The 19,223-nt window shown below is 74.2% G+C and carries 16 protein-coding genes; 13 read left to right on the top strand and 3 right to left on the bottom strand.

Annotation, left to right across the window (positions count from 1 at the left end; genetic code table 11):
• Positions 1-489: 489 nt before the first annotated feature.
• From AC07D6_RS04245 to AC07D6_RS04230, 4 genes are all read left to right on the top strand, one after another.
• Entirely contained in the window at positions 490-984 is a 495-nt protein-coding gene (locus AC07D6_RS04245; protein ID WP_479041833.1) for a DUF2617 family protein, read from the top strand.
• The gene (locus AC07D6_RS04240; protein WP_315878572.1) at positions 981-1,385 is read left to right on the top strand and encodes a DUF4247 domain-containing protein; all 405 of its coding nucleotides are present in this window, start codon (positions 981-983) and stop codon (positions 1,383-1,385) included. The genes AC07D6_RS04245 and AC07D6_RS04240 overlap by 4 nt, the downstream gene beginning before the upstream one ends.
• 61 nt (positions 1,386-1,446) lie before the next feature.
• Positions 1,447-1,884 (top strand): DUF350 domain-containing protein, encoded by a 438-nt coding sequence (locus AC07D6_RS04235; protein WP_315878571.1) that lies wholly within the window; start codon positions 1,447-1,449, stop codon positions 1,882-1,884.
• Between the two features lie 10 nt (positions 1,885-1,894).
• A complete protein-coding gene (locus AC07D6_RS04230; RefSeq protein WP_479041831.1) occupies positions 1,895-3,496 on the top strand; it encodes a polyamine aminopropyltransferase in 1,602 nt (533 codons plus the stop codon).
• A 221-nt stretch (positions 3,497-3,717) separates the two neighbouring features.
• On the opposite strand, the gene AC07D6_RS04225 is transcribed toward AC07D6_RS04230, so the two are convergent.
• The gene (locus AC07D6_RS04225) at positions 3,718-4,047 is read right to left on the bottom strand and encodes a hypothetical protein (RefSeq protein ID WP_479041829.1); all 330 of its coding nucleotides are present in this window, start codon (positions 4,045-4,047) and stop codon (positions 3,718-3,720) included.
• 739 nt (positions 4,048-4,786) lie between these two features.
• Positions 4,787-5,446 (bottom strand): RNA polymerase sigma factor, encoded by a 660-nt coding sequence (locus AC07D6_RS04220; protein ID WP_315878565.1) that lies wholly within the window; start codon positions 5,444-5,446, stop codon positions 4,787-4,789.
• Positions 5,447-5,748: 302 nt separating this feature from the next.
• On the opposite strand from AC07D6_RS04220, the gene AC07D6_RS04215 reads away from it, so the two are divergent.
• From AC07D6_RS04215 to AC07D6_RS04190, 6 genes are all read left to right on the top strand, one after another.
• Positions 5,749-6,285, top strand: a complete 537-nt coding sequence (locus tag AC07D6_RS04215; protein ID WP_479041826.1) for an SRPBCC family protein — start codon at positions 5,749-5,751, stop codon at positions 6,283-6,285.
• Positions 6,286-6,364: 79 nt separating this feature from the next.
• A complete protein-coding gene (locus AC07D6_RS04210; protein ID WP_479041824.1) occupies positions 6,365-7,570 on the top strand; it encodes an MFS transporter in 1,206 nt (401 codons plus the stop codon).
• A gap of 478 nt (positions 7,571-8,048) precedes the next feature.
• Complete coding sequence (locus AC07D6_RS04205) at positions 8,049-9,899, top strand: glycoside hydrolase family 15 protein (RefSeq protein ID WP_479041822.1); 1,851 nt, start codon at positions 8,049-8,051, stop codon at positions 9,897-9,899.
• 24 nt (positions 9,900-9,923) lie between these two features.
• The gene (locus tag AC07D6_RS04200; RefSeq protein WP_479041820.1) at positions 9,924-11,648 is read left to right on the top strand and encodes a GMC oxidoreductase; all 1,725 of its coding nucleotides are present in this window, start codon (positions 9,924-9,926) and stop codon (positions 11,646-11,648) included.
• A gap of 21 nt (positions 11,649-11,669) precedes the next feature.
• Positions 11,670-12,611: a myo-inosose-2 dehydratase gene (gene iolE, locus AC07D6_RS04195; protein WP_479041818.1), complete on the top strand. Its 942-nt coding sequence runs from the start codon at positions 11,670-11,672 to the stop codon at positions 12,609-12,611.
• Between the two features lie 38 nt (positions 12,612-12,649).
• Positions 12,650-13,909, top strand: a complete 1,260-nt coding sequence (locus AC07D6_RS04190) for an FG-GAP repeat domain-containing protein (protein ID WP_479041816.1) — start codon at positions 12,650-12,652, stop codon at positions 13,907-13,909.
• 89 nt (positions 13,910-13,998) lie between these two features.
• Here the strand turns inward: AC07D6_RS04190 and AC07D6_RS04185 are convergent, their stop codons facing one another.
• Positions 13,999-15,861 (bottom strand): SIR2 family protein, encoded by a 1,863-nt coding sequence (locus AC07D6_RS04185; protein WP_479041814.1) that lies wholly within the window; start codon positions 15,859-15,861, stop codon positions 13,999-14,001.
• A gap of 1,314 nt (positions 15,862-17,175) precedes the next feature.
• Between AC07D6_RS04185 and dhaK the strand changes: the two genes are divergently transcribed.
• The 3 genes from dhaK to AC07D6_RS04170 are packed head-to-tail and all read left to right on the top strand — an operon-like array spanning position 17,176 to position 19,201.
• The gene (dhaK, locus tag AC07D6_RS04180; protein WP_479041812.1) at positions 17,176-18,168 is read left to right on the top strand and encodes a dihydroxyacetone kinase subunit DhaK; all 993 of its coding nucleotides are present in this window, start codon (positions 17,176-17,178) and stop codon (positions 18,166-18,168) included.
• A 5-nt stretch (positions 18,169-18,173) separates the two neighbouring features.
• On the top strand, positions 18,174-18,776 hold the full coding sequence (gene dhaL, locus AC07D6_RS04175) for a dihydroxyacetone kinase subunit DhaL (RefSeq protein WP_479042331.1): 603 nt from the start codon (positions 18,174-18,176) through the stop codon (positions 18,774-18,776).
• The gene (locus tag AC07D6_RS04170) at positions 18,773-19,201 is read left to right on the top strand and encodes a PTS sugar transporter subunit IIA domain-containing protein (RefSeq protein ID WP_479041810.1); all 429 of its coding nucleotides are present in this window, start codon (positions 18,773-18,775) and stop codon (positions 19,199-19,201) included. The genes dhaL and AC07D6_RS04170 overlap by 4 nt, the downstream gene beginning before the upstream one ends.
• The last annotated feature ends 22 nt before the right edge of the window (positions 19,202-19,223 follow it).

Raw genomic sequence — 19,223 nt, 5'->3', positions numbered from 1 at the left:
TTACGGGTCAGAAAGGGGGAACCGCCGGTGCGGGAGACAGTAGGGAAACGCGCCGTGAAGCCGATACGGGGAAAACCCTTGTCACCCCCGGCGGGGGCGGGGGGTCCCCTCGCGGGAGCGGCGCGGCGCCGCCGGCCCGGCGTCCGGCCCGCGGGCCCCGGCCCGGCGCGTACGGGCGGACACCGCCGGACCCACCTTAAGGTCCAGACCAGACCCGTGGTCCCGGGGGTCGGCGAAGCGGCCGGGCCGACGGCCACGGCGGCGGCGGTGACCGCTCGCAAAGGACGGCCGGCGACCGGAACCGGCCGGTCCCGGTGGAACGCATGCGGCGGGGGCGGAGGGGCGGAGCGGGACGGTGCCGGGGCGCCGGGGGAGCCGGGCGCGCCGCGACCTCCGGGGGCGCCGCACCCCGTTCCCCGCTGCGGCACGGGTCGCGTCCTGTGCCATACTCGGCGGCGCTCACACGCAGGTACGGCCCCCGGGGGATCAGTGAACGGCATAACCCTGGAGGCACCGTATCTGGACACCGATGCCGACCAGTTGTCCTTCGCCCTGGGCCACCCCGTCCGCGACGCCCTGGCCGTGCGCGACCTGACGGTCGGTGGACTCGCCGTGCAGCTCCGGCTGCTCGGCGCCTCCCACCAGGTGTGCGCGGGACCGGTCCGCGAGACCGTCGCCTGCCTGCCCGGCGCCCGGGGCGGCCTGCCGGACACCGCGGCGCACGACTTCGACGGCTGGCGCTACTCCTTCGGCGCCCGCGTGGACGAACACCCCGCCTCCGGGTTCGGCGCCGAGGTGGCGCGGATACGCGACCTGGCGGACGCCCACCCGAGGTCCCTCTACGGCATCTTCCCCGGCTCCGTCGACGCCGTCACCGCGCTGACCGTCGAGCGGGACGGCACGGGGCTGACCTGGCGCACCTGGCACACGTACCCGAGAAGCCGCCGGATCGTGGCGACCCACACCCGGCTGGAGGCCCGATGAAGACCGCCCGACGCACCACCGCGCTGCTGCTCGCCGCGGTCGTCCTCGCCGGCTGCGCCGACGAACCGGACGACGACGGCAACCCCGTGCCGTCCGCCTGGATCAGCAGGCAGTACACGACCGGCGCCGGCGGCCACGTCGACGACCGGGACGCGCCGTCGAAGGTCGCCGACGAGATCCACGGCCACTCCACGGCCACGGACCGGCTCGACTCCGACGGCAGGGTCTTCCTGCGCTACCGCGACGACATCGTCGCCATCAGCCCGCACCGGACGGGCAGCCGCATCGAGATCGCGGACTACCGTACGGGGTACCGTCGATGGAAGCCGCACCTCCGGACGAAGTGGCCGGACCCGGACAGCGCGGGCTTCCGCGGCGGCGGCCCCGGCTCCGGCAAGTGACCGGGCGCCCCGCGCCCACCGCACCCGCGATTCCCCGACGACGTCCCCGAAAGGCATCCCCGTGGCAGAGATCTTCGAGTCGGCCGGCACCGCCGTCCTCTACGGCCTGGTCGGTTTCGTCGTGATGGTGGTCGGCTTCGTCGCGCTCGACCTGGTGACCCCCGGAAAGCTGTTCCACGTCGTGTGGACCGAGCGCAACCGGGGCGCCGCGGTGCTCCTCGCCGGCCAGACGGTCGCCGTCGGGCTGGTCATCGAGGCGTCCATCCGCGCCAGCGAGTCGGAGCTCGGCCTCGGCTACGGACTGTTCAGCACCCTGCTGTACGGGCTCGCCGGCGTCGTCGTGATGACGCTGATCTCGCTCGTCGTCGGACTGCTCACGCCCGGCAGGCTCGGCGCCGCGGTACTCGACGACAACGGCACCCAGGCCCATCCCGCCGCCTGGGTCCAGGCGGCCATGTACGTCGGCACGGCCTTCATGGTCGGCGCCGCGGTCTCCTGAGCTCCCCGCCATGAGCACCACCACCACCCCGGACACCGCCCCGCCCGCCACCGCTCCGGCACGCCCGCGCCACCCGCGGGGGACCCGGGTGCTGCTCCTCCTCGCGGTGTTCGTCTGTGCCGCCTGCGGCCTGGTCTACGAACTCGCGCTGACCGCGCTGGGCAGCTACCTCATCGGCAACTCCGTGATGCAGACCTCCGTGGTCATCTCCGTCATGGTCTTCGCGATGGGCGTCGGCTCCCTCGCCGCCAAACCGCTCCAGCGGCGGGCGGTCGGCGCGTTCGCCCTGGTGGAGCTGGTGCTGGGGCTCGTCGGCGGGTTGTCGGTGCTCCTGCTGTACGTGGCGTTCTCCTGGCTGCGGATCTACACGCCCGCCATGGTGGTCGCCTCGTTCGTCGTGGGGCTGCTGATCGGCGCCGAGATCCCCCTGCTGATGACGATGCTCCAGCGGATCAGGCGGCAGGAGGCGGGCAGCGCCGTCGCGGACATGTTCGCCGCGGACTACGTCGGCGCGCTCATCGGCGGCCTGTGCTTCCCGCTGCTGCTCCTGCCCGCCTTCGGGCAGTTGAAGGGCGCGCTGGTGGTGGGTGCGGTCAACGCCGTCGCCGGGGGCGGCGTCGTCCTGTGGATCTTCCGCCGCGAGACCCGGAGGGTCGTCCGCACGTGCCTGCTGGGGGGCGTGGCCGCCGTCCTGGCGGTGCTGGGCACGGTCTACGTCCTGGCCGACGAGATCGAGGTGACGGCGCGGCAGCAGCTGTACCGGGACCCGATCGTCCACGCCGAGACCACCCCGTACCAGGACATCGTCGTCACCCGTTCCACCGCGTTCACCGGGGCGCCCGACACGCGGCTGTTCCTCAACGGGGACCTGCAGTTCTCCTCGGTCGACGAGTACCGGTACCACGAGTCGCTGGTCCACCCCGCCCTGGCGGGGAAGCGGGCGTCGGTGCTGGTCCTGGGCGGCGGTGACGCGCTGGCGCTGCGGGAGGCGCTGCGCTACGACGACGTCGAGGAGGTCACGCTCGTCGACCTGGACCCGGCGATGACCCGGCTGGCCCGGACGTTCGGCCCGCTCGTCGACCTCAACGGGGGCGCCCTGGCCGACCCGCGCGTGACGGTCGTCCACGCGGACGCGTTCACCTGGCTGCGGGACGCGCGGCACCGCTACGACGCGGTCGTCGTCGACTTCCCCGACCCGGACACGGCCGCGCTGGCCAAGCTGTACAGCGTCGAGTTCTACCACCTCCTCGCCCACGTCCTGAAGCCCGACAGCCGGGTCGTGGTGCAGGCCGGGTCCCCGTTCTTCGCGCCCAAGTCGTACTGGTCGATCGCCGAGACGGTGCGGGAGGCCGGGTACGCGACGACGGCCTACCAGGTGGACGTCCCGAGCTTCGGCAACTGGGGCTTCGTCCTCGCCTCCCCCGGCGCCGGCGGCCCGCCCCCGGTCCCGCGCCTCGCCGCCGACGCGCCGCGCCTCCGCTTCCTCGACGACGCGGTCCTGAAGGCCGCCACGGTCTTCCCCGTGGACCGCCGCCCCCAGGACGTCCGCGCCAGCACCCTCATGGACCCGGCGGTCCTGGAGTACACCCGCCACGAGTGGCGGAACTACTAGCCCCGGCCCCCGGGGGCCCGGCCGGGTCGCGGGGGATCGACCCGGGCCGGCCGGGGGCCGCGCACCTCGCCGAAGGGCTTGAACGCCCCGCGGGTGACCGGTTGGTTCGCCGCCCGCTCGACCGCCGCCGGGGCCGTCGCGGCGGTACCGGACCGCGGGGGCCGCCCGGGCCCCGCCGTCCCGCCGCCGCGGCACCGGCCGCCGGGGAGGGGCCGGGGCGCCTACCGGCCGGTGCGGCGGAGCATCACCGCCAGCGCCCAGAACGCGGCTGCGGCGCTCAGCATGTCGGCGGCCTGCGAGTCGCCCCGGACGAGCATCACGAGGCCGGCGACGAACGCGGCCGTGCCGAGCGCGGCCAGGCCGGCGCGGCCGGCGGCGACCGCCAGGGCGGCGGGCCGGCGCCGCAGCCGGGCGCGGCGCAGACGGCGAACGCGGCGCCGGGCCGCGCGGACTTCCGCCTTGCGGCGGCCCAGTTCCCTCCGGGCGGCGGCGAGACGGGCGTCGGGCCCCTTGCTCCGGTCGTCTCCGGTCGGTTGCGGCAAGCTGGTCATGGAACGATCCCTCTCTCGTCGGCGCCGCCCCTCCTTCCCGCTCGCCTTTTCCCTTCCGAGCGGTACGGAGGAGCCCGTGGTGAGGCCTCACGGGATATGACTGAGCCGGGCCCCGAAATGTCGGGACCCGGCTCGGTGACCTACGTCACGCAGCCTCAGCTGCGGAACGCCCCTAACGAGCGCGCCGCGTTACGACGCGCCACTAGCCCGCGGACCCTGTGTCCGCCTGCGACGCGGCGGAGTCGAGCAGTTCCCGGGCGGGCCACCGCCTTTCGCGCGCCAGGCGCGTCGACACCGCGAATGGGAATGGCTTCGACGCGCCGCACACCCGTCTCCCGGTCCTTCCGCCCGCTGTTCCCGTAAAAGGGCAGCAAAGGCAGGATCCTGGTCAGTAACTGGTCGCACGCCCGGTAGGTGACGCCCCTCCACGCGTGGATGAGGGCTACGAAAGCCCGGATCTTGTCGTTGGTGTCGAACAACGGATTCCCTCTCTCCTTGTCCGCTACAGCTCCCCGCACTCCGTCCGAGGCTGCGGGGAACCACCGAAAGATTCCTCTTCCAGGGTTCTTCATTGAGTTTTTCGCGATGAATGGCGGACTTTTCTCGGTGTTTTCTTCTCTGGTTCGGCGTTTTCTTCTCTGGTTTTGCACTGGGCGCCCGATCGGCTTCCCACTCGGACCCGTGAACCGTGCGGACGACGCACACGGCCCACGGGCCCGCGAAGCAGGCCGACCGGGCGTCAGTCGGTCAGTCCGAACCGGTAGAGCACCTGACGGCGCTTGTCCGGTGCGCGGAGCTTCCGCAGCGCCGCGTGGGTCGCCGTTCGGACCGATGCCGTGGTCGTGCCCAGCAGCTCCGCCACGTCCTTGGCCGGCAGGGCGTACGCCTTGTGCAGGATGACGACCCGGGCTTCCCAGGGCGTCACCAGGCCGTGTAGGTCCCGTGCCATCTCCGCCGCCCTCCGGTGCAGTTCCCGCATGCCGTCGGGCGCTTCGGCCCCGTCCTCGTACGCGGTCGACTCGTGGTCCTCGACCAGCACCTCGGTCAGTCGCGCCAGCCTGCGCCGGTGGTCCCGGCGGAGGTTCAGCGCGACCGTGGTCATCCAGGCGCGCACGGAGGCGAGGGGCCGCGCGTTCCCGTCGGTGAGGTGCAACCACACCTTGATCATGGTCTGTTGGGCGATGTCCTCGGCGTGGGGGCGCGCCTCCCACGCGGTGAGGCGGTTGACCAGGAGCGGGTGGTACTCCAGCGCCTCCTCCCATGCGGCGGCGGCTTCTAACCCCAGCGCCTCCCCGTGGCCGCACGCGGGGGGCTCCGTCGTTCGGTGCCGTTCCCGCTCGTTGTCCTGCCCCCGGCTGTCGCCCTCGTCGTCGAGGGGCCGTTCAGCCCTGATGGCCATCCGTACTCCTTCGATCCCTATGCACCCCGCGCCGCTCGTGCGCGGGGCCGTACACCCCTCATGACGCGCCGGACGAACCGCTCTGAAGATCGTTTCAGAAGAAATTCCGAAATCTTCCCGGCGCGGGTGACCGTGCCGGGGAGGGGCGGCCGGCGGCAGCGGGGAGCCCCGAAGGACGACCTTCGGGGGGCAACGCCCGATACGACACTCCCGGTACGGGTACGGATGTTCCGATGGCAACCGCGCCTGCCGTCGAGACACCGCCCCGCCCGGGGCAGCTCACGGAAGGACACCCCACCCCCATGACCACGCAGAACGCGATCAACTGGCCCGAGGACCGCCTGCCCGGCACCGGTGACCACTTCGTCTCCAACGAAGTGATCGTCCGGGGCGTCAGCGCCGCCCGGGTCTGGCACTACCTGACCGACACCTCCACCTGGGAGTCGTACTACGGCAACATCGCCGGCATCGCCTTCCCGGAGGGCGGAGGCCCCGTGCTGGAGGACGGCGTCGCCTTCACCTTCGAGCCCGTCGGCTTCCCGTCCGTGCGCACCCAGCACGCCCGCGTCGTCGAGTTCCAGGCCCCGGCCGAGGGGGTCCCGGGCCGCCTGTCCTGGACGGCCCACCAGGAGGGCGCGCCCGAGGAGCGGCTCGACGTGCTGCACGCCTGGCTGGTCGAGGACCTGCCCGGCGGCCGGGTCCGCGTCCTCACCCAGGAGACGCAGAGCGGCCGGCCCGCCGCCGAACTGGCCCGGCAGGTCCCCGACCCCATGCTCAACGGCCACCAGGCCTGGCTGAACGGTCTGATCAAGGCCGCCTCCGGCGGGCTCGCCGCCTGACGCGCCGCCCCGGGCCCGGGCCCGGATGCGGCCACGCGCCGGGCTGCGGGGGGCGCGGGGCGCGATTACCGTCGGCGGTATGGACGGTGGTCTTTGGAGCTGGCGGCGGTGCCTGCTCAGCGGGGCGGTGTTCGCCGTCTGCATGGCCGGCACGACGCTGCCGACCCCCCTCTACGGCCTCTACCAGCAGAAGTTCGACTTCTCCGACCTCACGATCACCGTCGTGTACGCCGTCTACGCCGTCGGAGTCATCGGAGTGCTGCTGCTGGCGGGCAACGCCTCGGACGCCGTGGGCAGGCGTCCGGTGCTCGCGTGGGGCCTGGGGTTCGCGACCGCGAGCGCCCTCTGCTTCCTCTTCGCCACCGCGCTGGGCTGGCTGTACGCGGGGCGGCTGCTGTCGGGGCTGTCCGCCGGCCTGTTCACCGGGGCCGCCACGGCGTACGTGATGGAGACGGCACCGCGCGGCGGCGCCGCGCGGGCCACGTTCGTGGCGACCGCCGCGAACATGGGCGGGCTGGGCTGCGGTCCGCTGCTCGCCGGGGTGCTCGCGCAGTACGCCGACTGGCCGCTGTACCTGCCGTTCGCCGTTCACCTCGCCCTGGTGGCCTGCTCGGCCGCCGTCCTGCTGTGGCTCCCGGAGACCGTGCGGGAGCGGCGGCCGCTGAGCACCGTACGGCCGCAGCGGCCCGGCCTGCCCCCGCGGGTGCGGGCGGTCTTCGGGCCCGCGGCGGCCGCCTCCTTCGTGGGGTTCGCCCTGTTCGGGGTGTTCACGTCGGTCAGCCCGTCCTTCCTCGCCCAGTCCCTGGGCGTGCACAACCGCGCGGTGAGCGGACTGGTCGTCGCGCTGGCCTTCTTCGCCTCGACCGCCGGGCAACTGGCCGTCGGCCGGGTCGGCGTGGGCCGGTCGCTGCCCCTGGGCTGCGCCGCGCTCCTCGCCGGGCTGGTGCTGCTGGCGGGCGCGTTGTGGTGGGATCTGTTGCCGCTGGTGGTGCTGAGCGCGGTCGTCGGCGGGGGCGGGCAGGGGCTGGCGTTCCGCGGGGCGGTGTCCGCGATCGTCGAGGTGACCGGGGCGGACCGGCGGGCGGCCGTGATCTCGGCGCTGTTCGTGGTGGCCTACGTGGGCATCTCGGTACCGGTCATCGGTGTGGGGCTGCTGGCCGGGCCGATCGGCCTGGAGGGCGCCGGGCTGGTCTTCATCGCGTGCATGGCCCTCCTGGTGTCGGCCGCGGGCGTCTACCTGCTCCGGCGGCCGGTACCGGCGGCGGGGAGCGGCGGGGTCCGCTAGGCGTGCCGTCCCGGGGGCCGTGCGCACGGCCGCCCGGCGAGGTACGCGGCCGGCACGGCGGCGTGGTGGCCGGGACCGTCCCCCCCCCCGTCGGCGAGACCCCCACGCGGGCCCCCGGCCGAAGGCCCGGCGGGCCCACCGGCGGCGGAGGCCGGTCGACCCGCCGGTGGCGACGGTGACGAATCGCGCCCGCGCCCGCTCTGTGCCACGCTGGACGAGGTGCCCACGCACGCGCCCGGGCCGTCACCCGTCCGCGAGTACGCGGCGTACGCCCGGCACGCGTCCCTGGGCGACACATCCATCAACCATCCGCTCACGTGCCGTTTCGCCCTCCGTGCGCCCGTTCCGGCCCCGGGCCGGGACACGTCGGGAACCGGCGGCACGTGGGCCCCGGTGGTGACCCGCCGCGCCGACGCCGCGCGCAGCGCGCACGGTGGTCGAAGGCGCGGGCCGCCGGCCGGTGCGAGGGAGCGTCGGAATGGTCAGTGCCATCGAGGACTACGCCTTCGTCGGCGACCTGCACTCGGGTGCGCTGGTGGGACGCGACGGGTCGATCGACTGGTTGTGCCTGCCCAGGTTCGACTCCCCGGCGTGTTTCGCCGCGCTGCTGCACGACGACGGCGCCGGCCGGTGGCTGCTGGCCCCGGCGGGGGGCGGCCCCGCGACACGGCGCCGGTACCGGGACGACACCCTGGTCCTGGAGACCGAGTGGCACACCGCCGACGGCGGCGTGCGCGTCGTGGACTGCATGCCGCTGCGCGGCGAAGCCGCCGACGTGGTGCGCCTGGTCGAGGGCCTCAGCGGGCGCGTGGCCATGCGGATGGACCTGCGGCTGCGTCCCGACTACGGCCGGATCGTCCCGTGGGTGTACCGCGCGGGCAACGGACTGCGGGCCGTGGCCGGGCCGGACGCGTTCTGGCTGCACACCCCGGTGGAGGTGTACGGCGAGAACATGACCACCCGGGCGGAGTTCACCGTCGAGGCCGGCCAGCAGGTGCCCTTCGTCCTGACCTACAAGCCGTCCCACCTCGTCAGCCCCCTCACGCCGGTCGAGGCGCTGCCGGCCATCGAGGCCACCGAGCGGTTCTGGCGGGGTTGGACGAGCCGGTGCGGCTACCGCGGCCGGTGGGACGACGCGGTACGGCGCTCCCTGATCACCCTCAAGGCGCTGACGTACCAGCCCACCGGGGGCATCCTCGCCGCCGCCACCACCTCGCTGCCCGAGCAGCTCGGCGGCCCGCGGAACTGGGACTACCGCTACTGCTGGCTGCGCGACGCCACGTTCACGCTCCAGGCGCTCATCGCCACCGGTTACCTGGAGGAGGCGACCCAGTGGCGGGACTGGCTGCTGCGCGCGGTCGCCGGCAACCCCGCCGACCTGCAGATCATGTACGGCCTCGACGGTACCTGGCGACTGCCCGAGTACGAGCTGGACTGGCTCTCCGGGTACGAGGGCTCGCTCCCCGTCCGGGTCGGCAACGCCGCCACCCGCCAGTTCCAACTGGACGTGTGGGGAGAGGTCCTCGAATCCCTCTACGTCGGTCGCGAGGCCGGAATGGCCGCCAGCGACACGGCCTGGAACATGCAGCGGGCCCTGCTGGACTTCCTGGAGGGCAACTGGCGGGAGCCCGACCTCAGCCTGTGGGAGGTCCGCGGCGAACCGCGCCACTTCGTGCACTCGAAGGTGATGGCGTGGGCCGGCCTGGACCGGGCGGTGCGCTCGGTGCTGCACCACGGGTGCCGGGGCTCGGCGGACCGCTGGGCGGCGCTGCGCGACCGCGTCCACGAGGAGGTCTGCGAGCGGGGCTTCGACGCCGAGCGGAACACCTTCACCCAGTTCTACGGGTCGAAGGGGGTGGACGCCGCCCTCCTGCTCCTGCCGCGCGTCGGCTTCCTGCCCTGGGGGGACCCGCGGATCCGCGGCACCGTCGACACGGTGTGCCGGGAGCTGAGCGAGAACGGTTTCCTGCGGCGCTACCGGCCGGAGGCGGACGGCGGCGTGGACGGCCTGCCGGGTTCCGAGGCCACCTTCCTGGTCTGCACGTTCTGGCTCGTCGACGCGCTGCACGGCACCGGCCGCCGGCAGGAGGCCCTGGAACTGTTCGACCGGCTCCTCGGCCTGCGCAACGACGTGGGGCTCCTCGCGGAGGAGTACGACCCGGCCACCGGCCGGCACCTCGGCAACACGCCGCAGGCGTTCAGCATGGTCGGCCTCGTCAACAGCGCCCTGTGGCTCAGCGGCACGACGGACATCACCGCCGTCGACGGCCCGCACGCCGAATCCGGGGCCACCGCACCGGCCGCACACGGCAGCCGCCCGCGTCGCTGACGCGGCCAGGCCGAAAGGACGTCCATGAACGACATCGACGCGCCCGCCCCCCGCGAGGCCGACGTACTGGTCATCGGCAGCGGCCCCGTCGGATGCACCTTCGCCCGCAGGCTGGTGGACGCGGGCAGGAGCGTCCTGATGATCGACGCCGGGGCCCAACTGTCCCGCCGCTACGGCGAGCACCTCAAGAACAGCTACCTGTTCCAGAAGAACATCGACCTGTTCGTCTCCGTCATCAAGGGCAACCTGCTCCCCCTGTCGACCGCCACCAACAGGGAACCGGTGCTCACGCTCGACCCGTCGGCGTTCTCCTACGACCCGGAGAAGTACGCCGGTTTCTCGATGCGCAACCAGAACCCGGAGCAGCGCAAGCACCTCAACCTGCCCGCGGCGGCGGCCACGTACGCGGTGGGCGGCATGGCCACCCACTGGACCTGCGCGGTGCCCCGCTTCCACCCCGAGGTGGAACGGCGGTACGGCGGCCAGGACTACCCCATCGACGAGAAGCAGATGGACCGGCTCTACGACGCGGCGGAGTCCCTGCTCGCCCGGAGCACCTCCGTCTTCGCCTCCTCCGCCCGACACCTGCTGGTCAAGCAGGTGCTGGAGCGGGCCGGGGAGGAGTTCGCCGACATCACCGAACTGCCCCTCGCGGTCAGCGACCGCGCCGACTCCGCCCGGACCTCGGCGGTGACGTGGTCGGCCGCCGACACCGTCCTCGGCGACCTGGCCGACCCCGCCCACACACCGCCGCGGGGCTCGTTCACGCTGCTGCCCGAGCACCAGTGCGTCCGGCTGGAGATCACCGGTTCGGGCAAGGAGCAGCAGGTCCGGTACGCCGTGGTGCGCAACCTGCGCGACGTGCGCGAGGAGGTGCGGCTGCGGGCCGACACCTACGTGGTGGCCTGCGGCGCCGTCCCGACGCCGCAACTGCTGTTCAACTCGGGCGTCACCCTGCCCGCGCTCGGCCGCTACCTGACCGAACAGCCCATGTCGTTCTGCCAGGTGGTGCTGCAGCAGGAGCACATGGACCACGTCGAGGAGATCCTGCGCTCCGCCTCCGGCGACGGTGACGGTGGCGGTGGCGGTCCGGCCGGGGCCGCCGCCGACCGGGTCGCCCAGTACCGCGCCGCCCAGTTGAAGCGGCTGCGCTCCGGCGACAAGACCGCCGACCCGGTGCCCTTCCCCCCCACCGAACGGGACCCGAACCTGGCCCTGCTGGTGACCGACGGGCGCCCCTGGCACTGCCAGATCCACCGGGACGCCTTCACCTACGGCGCCGTACCGCCCAACGTCGACCCCCGGCTCATCGTCGACCTGCGCTGGTTCGGCATCTCCCGGCCCCACCCGGAGAACAGGGTCACCTTCTCGCGCCGGCTCCGCGACACCTTCGACATGCCGCAGCCCACCTTCCGCTTCTGCCTCGACGAGGCCGAACGGAAGGAGACGGACCGCATGAACGAGCACATGCTGCGCACCGCCGCCGTGCTGGGCGGCTTCATGCCCGGCTCGGAGCCCGTCTTCCTCACCCCGGGCCTGCCCCTGCACATCGCGGGCACCACCCGCATGGGCAGGAGCCCGCTGGACAGCGTCGTCGACGAGTACTCCAAGGTGTGGCACGTCGACAACCTCTACCTCGGCGGCAACGGCCTGCACCCCTTCGGCAACGCGTCCAACCCCACCCTCACCAGCGTCGCCATGGCGCTGCACGCGGTCGACGCCATCGTCAAGGGCCACCCCGGACACTGACCCCGACCCCTGGAGCCCACCATGCCGGTACAGACCACTGCGCGCCCGGAGGGCATCCACCTGGGCATCACCCCCACCTGCTGGACCAACGACGACTTCCCGCTCATCGGCAACGACATCCCCATGGAGCAGTGCCTCAGCGAGATCGCGCTCGCCGGCTTCGAGGGGTGCAGCATCGGCCACACCTTCACCACCGACGTCGACGCGTTGATCGCCGCGATGCACCTGCGCGGCCTCAGCGTGAGCGAACCGTGGGTGAGCACGTACTTCACCGTGCCCGACGGCTCCGGGCGCACCGCCCGCGAGCTGCTGAAGGTGCTGGAGTTCCTGAAGCGGTTCAACGAGGGGGACCCCCCGGTGCGGACCAGCGTCATCGGCGTCGCCGAGTTCGGCGGGTCCGCCCACCTCCAGGCGCTCAGCCTGCGCTGCAACAAACCGGAGTTCACCGACAAGCAGTGGGCCGACCTGTGCGAAGGGCTGGACAAGCTCGGCGAGATCACCGCGAGCCAGGGCTTCACCCTGGCCTACCACCCCCACATGGGCACCGGCGTCCAGACCGAGCAGGACGTCGACCGGCTCATGCGGCACACCGACCCGCGCCACGTCGGCCTCCTGCTGGACACCGGCCACCTCACCTGGGCGGGGGCCGACCTGACGGGACTCATCGAACGCCACCGCGACCGCATCGTGCACGTCCACCTGAAGAACGTCCGCAGCGACGTCCACGCGGACCGCACACTGGCCGACGGCAGCTTCCGCGAGTACATCGAGGCGGGCATCTTCACCGTGCCCGGCGACAGCGACGGCGGCGTCGACTTCGACGCCGTCCTCAAGGCCCTCCGCCCGGGCGAGTCCTACCGGGGCTGGCTGGTGGTGGAGGCCGAACAGGACCCGCACGCCGGACACCCGCCGCTGCACCACGCCCGGACCGCCCGCGCCTACCTGGCCCGGGCCCTCGGCTGACCCGACCCGACCGCACCCCTCACCGGAAGGCACCTCCCATGGGCGCGAGCACCTCCCTGAACATCCGCCTCCCCCGGTTCACCCGCGAGGTCCTGGAGGACAACCTCAACGAGGGCTACTGGCTGGAGGCCCCCGACATCGACGGCGACGGCCGGCCCGACCTGGTCGGGCACGGGCTGTACCTCGGCGAGCTCTACTGGTACCGGAATCCCGACTGGCAGCGGCGGCTGGTCGCCGACGGCTTCCACATGCCGATCGGCGCCCACTGGGGGGACGTCTCCGGCAACGGCCACCCCGACGTCGTGGTCTGCTACGAGCTGTACGGCCCGGGCGGACGCATCGACGACCCCGACCCCCGGGGCGGGAAGATCGACTGGATCGAGAACACCGGCGGACCCGACTACGAAGCGCGCTGGAAGCGCCACTTCATCGGCCGTGAGACCGCCATGCACCGGTTGCGCCTCGGCCACTTCACCCAGACCCGCAAGCTCGAACTGATGGCCCTGCCGACCGTGGGGGCCCGGCACGTCCACGCCCTCGTCCCGGTCGTGCTGTTCAGCCCCGGCGGCGACGTCCGCCAGCCCTGGGACAAGCACGTCATCGACGGCACCCACTTCCGCATGATCCACGGGGTGGAGATCCAGAAGAACCCGCTGCCCGGCCACGGGCACCTCGACTCGATCCTGCTCGCCACCGAGGAGGGCGTGACCTGGCTCCACTACGACGAGCGCGAGCACCGGTTCACCACCACGCGCGTCGGCTCCGGCGAACAGGAGCGGTTCGAGCAGACCGGGTTCAAGGGCAGCGGCGACGTCGGCGCCGGACGGATCGGGAACGACCCGCACGCGTACGTCGTGGCCACCGAGCCCTTCCACGGCAACACCGTGGCGGCGTACGTCAAGGAACGGCCCGGCACACCGGTGGCCGAGGCGACCTGGCGCCGGATCGTCCTGGACGTCTTCGGCGACCCCAACGAACTCGGCGAGGGCCCGAGCCACCAGATCGTCTGTGCGGACTTCGACAACGACGGCGACGACGAGTTCCTGGTCGCGCTGCGCGGGCCGTACCCCTGGCAGGGCGTCTTCTACTACAAGGCGCTGGACATCGCCGCCGGTGTGTTCACCAAGTGGCGGGTGTCCTCGGACAGCGCCGCGAGGATCGCCATCGCCGACTTCAACGGCGACGGCCGGCTCGACTTCGCCACCATCGCCTACAAGGTCGACAAGTACTTCCTCGCCGAGGACGCCAAGCTCTGCCTGTTCCACAACGCCATCGAGGAGGCCGCCGCCCGATCGTAGCCGCCCGACACCACCCCGCCTCGGCGGGTGCCTTCGCGGTCGGCTCCCGCGCCCCGCCGCCGGAGCCGACCGCGGGGGCGCCCGCCGTGTCAGCGGAACGGCTCCCGTCCCACCACCTCCATGTAGCTCTGGACGCACAGGACGTCCACGACGGCCGCGGCCGTGTGGGCCCGCTGGATCTCGCCGTCGAACGCGCCGCTGCGGAGCATGGGCCAGGACTCGGAGAAACGGGCCTGCACGCGCGCGGCGACACGGAGCCGCCCTTCGCCGTCCCAGCGGTCCGGAAGGGTGAACTCGCCCAGCGTCATCGGGGGTTCCGAGAGGTCCACCTGGAGGAGCGCGGTGAGGTACTCGTAGTGGTCGAACGCGTCGGAGAGCGCGCGGTCGCTGCCGGCGGCCGGTTCGGCGAGCACCTCCCGCAGCCGTTCGCGCAGCCACGTGCTGTGTGACGTCTGGGCGAGCGGCGGCGGGTACGGCTCGTCCAGGAGGGCGTTGAGGAGTTCGCCGGCGCCGAGGACGTCCCCCGTGCGCAGGGCCAGCACGGCGGGCTTGGGGTCGGTGGAGGTCCGGCGGGAACCGGGGTGGGTCGCGGAGGGGTGGGCGAGGACCGGTTCGAGCAGCAACCGGCCGAGCAGGTCGTCGCGGCCCGCCAGGACGGCGGCGCTGCCGGCGGCGGACAGGGCGAGCAGGGCCGGGTACAGGTGCAGTGCGGCGCCCTGCTCGCCGCCGCCGTCCCCGCGCACGTTCAGCAGTCGCTGGAGCGCGCGCACCCACACCCGCGCGTGCGTCCCGGCCTCGTCGTGGAACGTGCCGACGGCCATCAGGTGCAGCAGCGTGTCGCAGTCGCTCTGGTACCGCTCCAGCCTCTCCCGGTACGCCTCCGGGCCCGCGGCCCGCTCGACGGGCGGGTAGCGGCGGCCGTCCGCGAGGCGTTCCACGACGCGCATCGCCTCGGCGTCCACCAGCTCGTGCAGCTCGATGCGGCGGACCGGGTCGGGCAGGGCCCGTTTGAGGCGCGCCACGGACAGTTCCCGGGTCGGCGCGGGCGCCGCCAGGTGTTCCAGGGCCTCGACCCGGGTCAGGAGGCCGGGGAAGAACTCCCTGGCCGTCAGGCCCTGGATCACCACGGCCTCGTTGCGGGCGACGAGCTCCGCGGCCTTGCCCCGGGGGCCGTGCGGGACGGCCCAGAACACGGGGTAGCGGCGCGTGGCGCGACGTTCGAGGCAGGCGACCAGCGCGCGGTCCCACTGGGCCGACCAGCCGCAGACGATCAGTCCGTACTCGTCGAGCACCTGGTCCACCAGGCCGGCCCAGGCGGCCGGGTACTCCTCCAGCTCGCGCTCGGTGTTGCGGGCCTCCAGGTCGGTCAGGTCGCCGTGCAGTTTGACGACCGTGGCCCGGGCGTGCGCCAGCGGTGTCATCCCGGGGAGGCTGTTGGGGCTGTGGATGACCTGCGGCTGCACCCCCGCGGCTTCCAGCGCCTGCTCGGTGAGCCGGTCGAAGTTGGTGGTCAGCACCACGCGCACCCAGCCCCGCGCCACCAGTTGGGCCACCGCGTGGTGCGCCACCCCGGGCCGTTTGAGCCCCTCCTGCCGGTCCTCGTCGTCCGGCTCGAAGTAGCCGCGCAGCAGTTTGTGCCGGGCGGCCGGGGTGCCGCCGAGCGCCTCCAGCAGGGCGGAGTAGCCGAGCGGTCCGCCGTCCCCGTGGCGGGCCCACCAGGCTTCGGGGTCGGTGACGGCGAGCCGCACGTCCGCGCCCCGGGCGATGGCGGCCCGGCGCACCAGGTCCGTGACGATCTCCCATCCCGTGGGCACGCCGGCGTCCCGCGACATGCCCGCGCCCAGCAGCAGGGCGTACACGCCGGGCCCCGCCTGCACGCACATGGCGAGTGAGATCACGGGATCGAGACCCCGCACCGCCGCCGCCGCTGCCGGCTTGTCGTGGTCCGTCATACCCTCACTGTGCGTCGGCGGCCCCCGGCTCGCCTCCCGGGCGCGCCCCCTGCGCCACCACCCGGCCGGCGTACGGCTCCCGGGCCCGCGGGCCCGGCGGGGGCGCGGTCCGTGCCCGGCGGGGGGAGGCCCGGCCTCGGCTCTCCCCGCCGTCCGCCCCCGGGCCCGCCGGGCACCGCCGCCGTGGTGGCGGGCGCGCCGGGACGCCGGGGGTGGGGCGCCGGACGTGGCGGGACACCGGGGGCGGGGCGCCGTGTCACCACCGCGACGCCACCGGAAGGCCGCGCGGGGCGAGGACGCGGCGCGGGCGCCGGGAGCCCCCGGAGGGCGGGCACGGCCGGTCCGGAGGAGGGGAGGGTGCGCGGGGCGGCCGGGTCGCCGGTAGCGGCGGGGAGGGCGGGGGCGGGAGGCGTACGACCGGCGTCGAGGGCGCGGTCCGCCCGGCCGGATCCGGCGGCCGGGGTCCTGGCTCCCCCCGCCGACGGCGTGGGCCTCCGCTCCCGCGCCGGGACCGACCGCGACCGGTCGCGCGGGGCCCGGGACCGGCCGCACGGGGCGGTGCGCGCTGCGCTCTGCGTCCTCACCCCGGCGCGGCGGTGTCCCCGCGGCGCGCGACGCGCTCCGGGGGCACCGCGTGCGCGCTCTGAAGTCCCGCGTGCGCGCTCCGGGGAGTCGGTTGTCCGGCCCGGCCGGTGGCGGGTGACCGTGAGAGCACACCGGGCCGTCCACACGGAGGCCGTGCCGCCGTCCTTCACGCGGACGCGCCCGCGGGGGAACCGTCGGCCGGGGCGCCCGGCGCCCCTCCGGAACCCCCCGGGGCCCGCCGCGCCCCGGTCCTCTCGGAACCGCGGCCCTTCGCGCGGGTCGTCCCCGAGCGGCGGTCCTCCGGTGCCACCGCGTCCGTCCCGCCGCGCCCGAACCGCCCGGCCGCCCCCGGCCGTTGCCGGGCCTCCCCGCTCCGGCGGCCGGTCCGTCGCGCCGCCGGGGGCTCACCTCCCGTAGGCGTGCCCGCCTCCACGCGCCCCGAGGAGGGCGTGCGGGACGGACGGCCGCCTTGCGGCCGCCCGGCGGGTCCGTGACCGGAAGGACCCTTCGTACGGTGCGCCCCCGCTCGACGCGGTGCTTCGAACGGACCGGCGCTCCCGCCCCTTTACTTGATGCCATGTCAGGCGACTCGGCATAGAGTCGGACCAGCCCCGCCGGGGACCCGCCCCCGAGGGCCGTGGACCGCCAGGACCCGCCTCTCGCGGAGCACCCCCCGGGCTGTGAGGACACGCCCGCTCCCCTACGAGACAACCTTGCCGGGAGGCACCGTTGAAAATGCTGATCAATGTGCCCGAGACCGTGGTCGCCGACGCCCTGCGGGGGTTCGCGGCCGCGCATCCGGAGCTCACCGTGGACGTCGAGAACCGGATCGTGGTGCGGCGGGACGCGCCCGTGGCCGGGAAGGTGGCGCTCGTCTCGGGGGGCGGGTCGGGGCACGAGCCGTTGCACGCCGGGTTCGTGGGGCCCGGGATGCTCTCCGCGGCCTGTCCGGGAGAGGTCTTCACCTCGCCCGTCCCGGACCAGATGGTGCGGGCCGCGGCCGCGGTGGACAGCGGCGCGGGGGTGCTGTTCGTCGTGAAGAACTACACCGGTGACGTGCTGAACTTCGACATGGCGGCGGAACTCGCCGAGGACGAGGGCGTCCAGGTCGCCAAGGTCCTCGTCGACGACGACGTGGCCGTGCCGGACGGCCTGCACACGGCCGGGCGGCGCGGGACCGGGGCGACGCTGTTCGTGGAGAAGATCGCGGGGGCGGCGGCCGACGAGGGCGCGCCGCTGGAGCGGGTCGAGGCGGTCGCCCGGCGGGTGAACGCCGCGTCGCGGAGCTTCGCGGTGGCGCTGAGCGCGTGCGGTACGCCCGCGAAGGGCGGCCCCACGTTCGACCTGCCGCCCGGCGAACTGGAGTGGGGCGTCGGCATCCACGGCGAGCCGGGGCGGGAGCGGCGGCCGATGATGACGGCGCGGGAGATCGCCGACGCCGCCGTGGACGCCGTACTCGACGACCTGGACCCGTCCGGTCCGGTGATACTGCTGGTCAACGGGATGGGCGGAACCCCGCTGCTGGAGCTGTACGGCTTCGGGGCCGAGGTGCACCGGGTCCTCGGGGAGCGCGGGGTGCCCGTGGCGCGGACGCTCATCGGGAACTACGTGACGTCGTTGGACATGGCGGGCGCATCGGTGACGGTGTGTCAGGCCGACGAGGAGCTGCTGCGGCTGTGGGACGCGCCCGTGCAGACTCCGGCGCTGCGGTGGGGGCGGTGAGCGCCGTGCTGGACGCCGGGTTCTTCCAGCGGTGGATGGCCGCCGCCGCGGCGGCCGTGGACCGGGAGGCCGACCGCCTCACCGACCTGGACTCCACGATCGGCGACGCCGATCACGGGGCGAACATGCGGCGCGGCTTCGCGGCGGTGACGGCGGCGCTGGAGGCGGAGCCGCAGCCCACGCCGGGCGCGGTGCTGCTGGTCGCGGGGCGGCGGCTGGTCTCGACGGTCGGCGGGGCGTCCGGCCCGCTGTACGGGACGCTGCTGCGCCGCGCGGGCAAGGCGCTGGGCGACGCCGCCGAGGTGACGCCGCAGGCCCTCGCCGAGGCGCTCGGCGCGGGCGTCGCGGCGGTGGCTCAGCTCGGCGGGGCGGCGGCCGGGGACAAGACGATGCTGGACGCGCTGGAGCCCGGTGTCGACGCGCTCGGGCGGGGCGGCGACTTCGCGGTGGCCGCGCGGGCCGCCGCCGAGGGCGCGGCGGCGACCGTGCCGATGCTCGCCCGCAAGGGGCGGGCCAGCTACCTCGGGGAGCGGTCGGTCGGTCACCAGGACCCGGGTGCCACCTCGGCGGCACTGCTGTTCGCGGCGCTCGAGGAGGTGGCCGCGTGACCGGGGCGGGCACGGTGAAAGCGGGCGGGCCGGTCGGGATCGTCCTCGTCTCGCACAGCGCCCAGGTCGCCGCGGCCGTCGTGGAGTTGGCGCGCGGCCTGGCCGGTGGGGCGGCCGGGGTGCCGGTGGCGGCGGCGGGCGGCGGTCCGGACGGCGGGCTCGGCACCGACGCGGAGCTGATCGCCCGGGCGGCGCACGAGGTGGACCGGGGCGCCGGCGTGGCGGTGCTCGTGGACCTGGGCAGCGCCGTCCTGACGGTGAAGGCGCTGCTCGCCGAGGGCGACGAGCTGCCGGAGGGGACGCGGCTGGTGGACGCGCCGCTCGTGGAGGGCGCGGTCGCGGCCGTGGTCACCGCGGCGGCGGGCGGCGGACTCGAAGCGGTGGAGGCCGCGGCCTCGGAGGCGTACCAGTACCGCAAGGCGTGACCGGGACGCGGTTGTGAGGGGG

It is taken from the genome of Streptomyces sp. NPDC045287 (assembly GCF_056432325.1).
The sequence above is the reverse complement of the archived record's forward strand: the minus strand, read 5'-3'. Positions and strand labels throughout refer to the sequence as shown.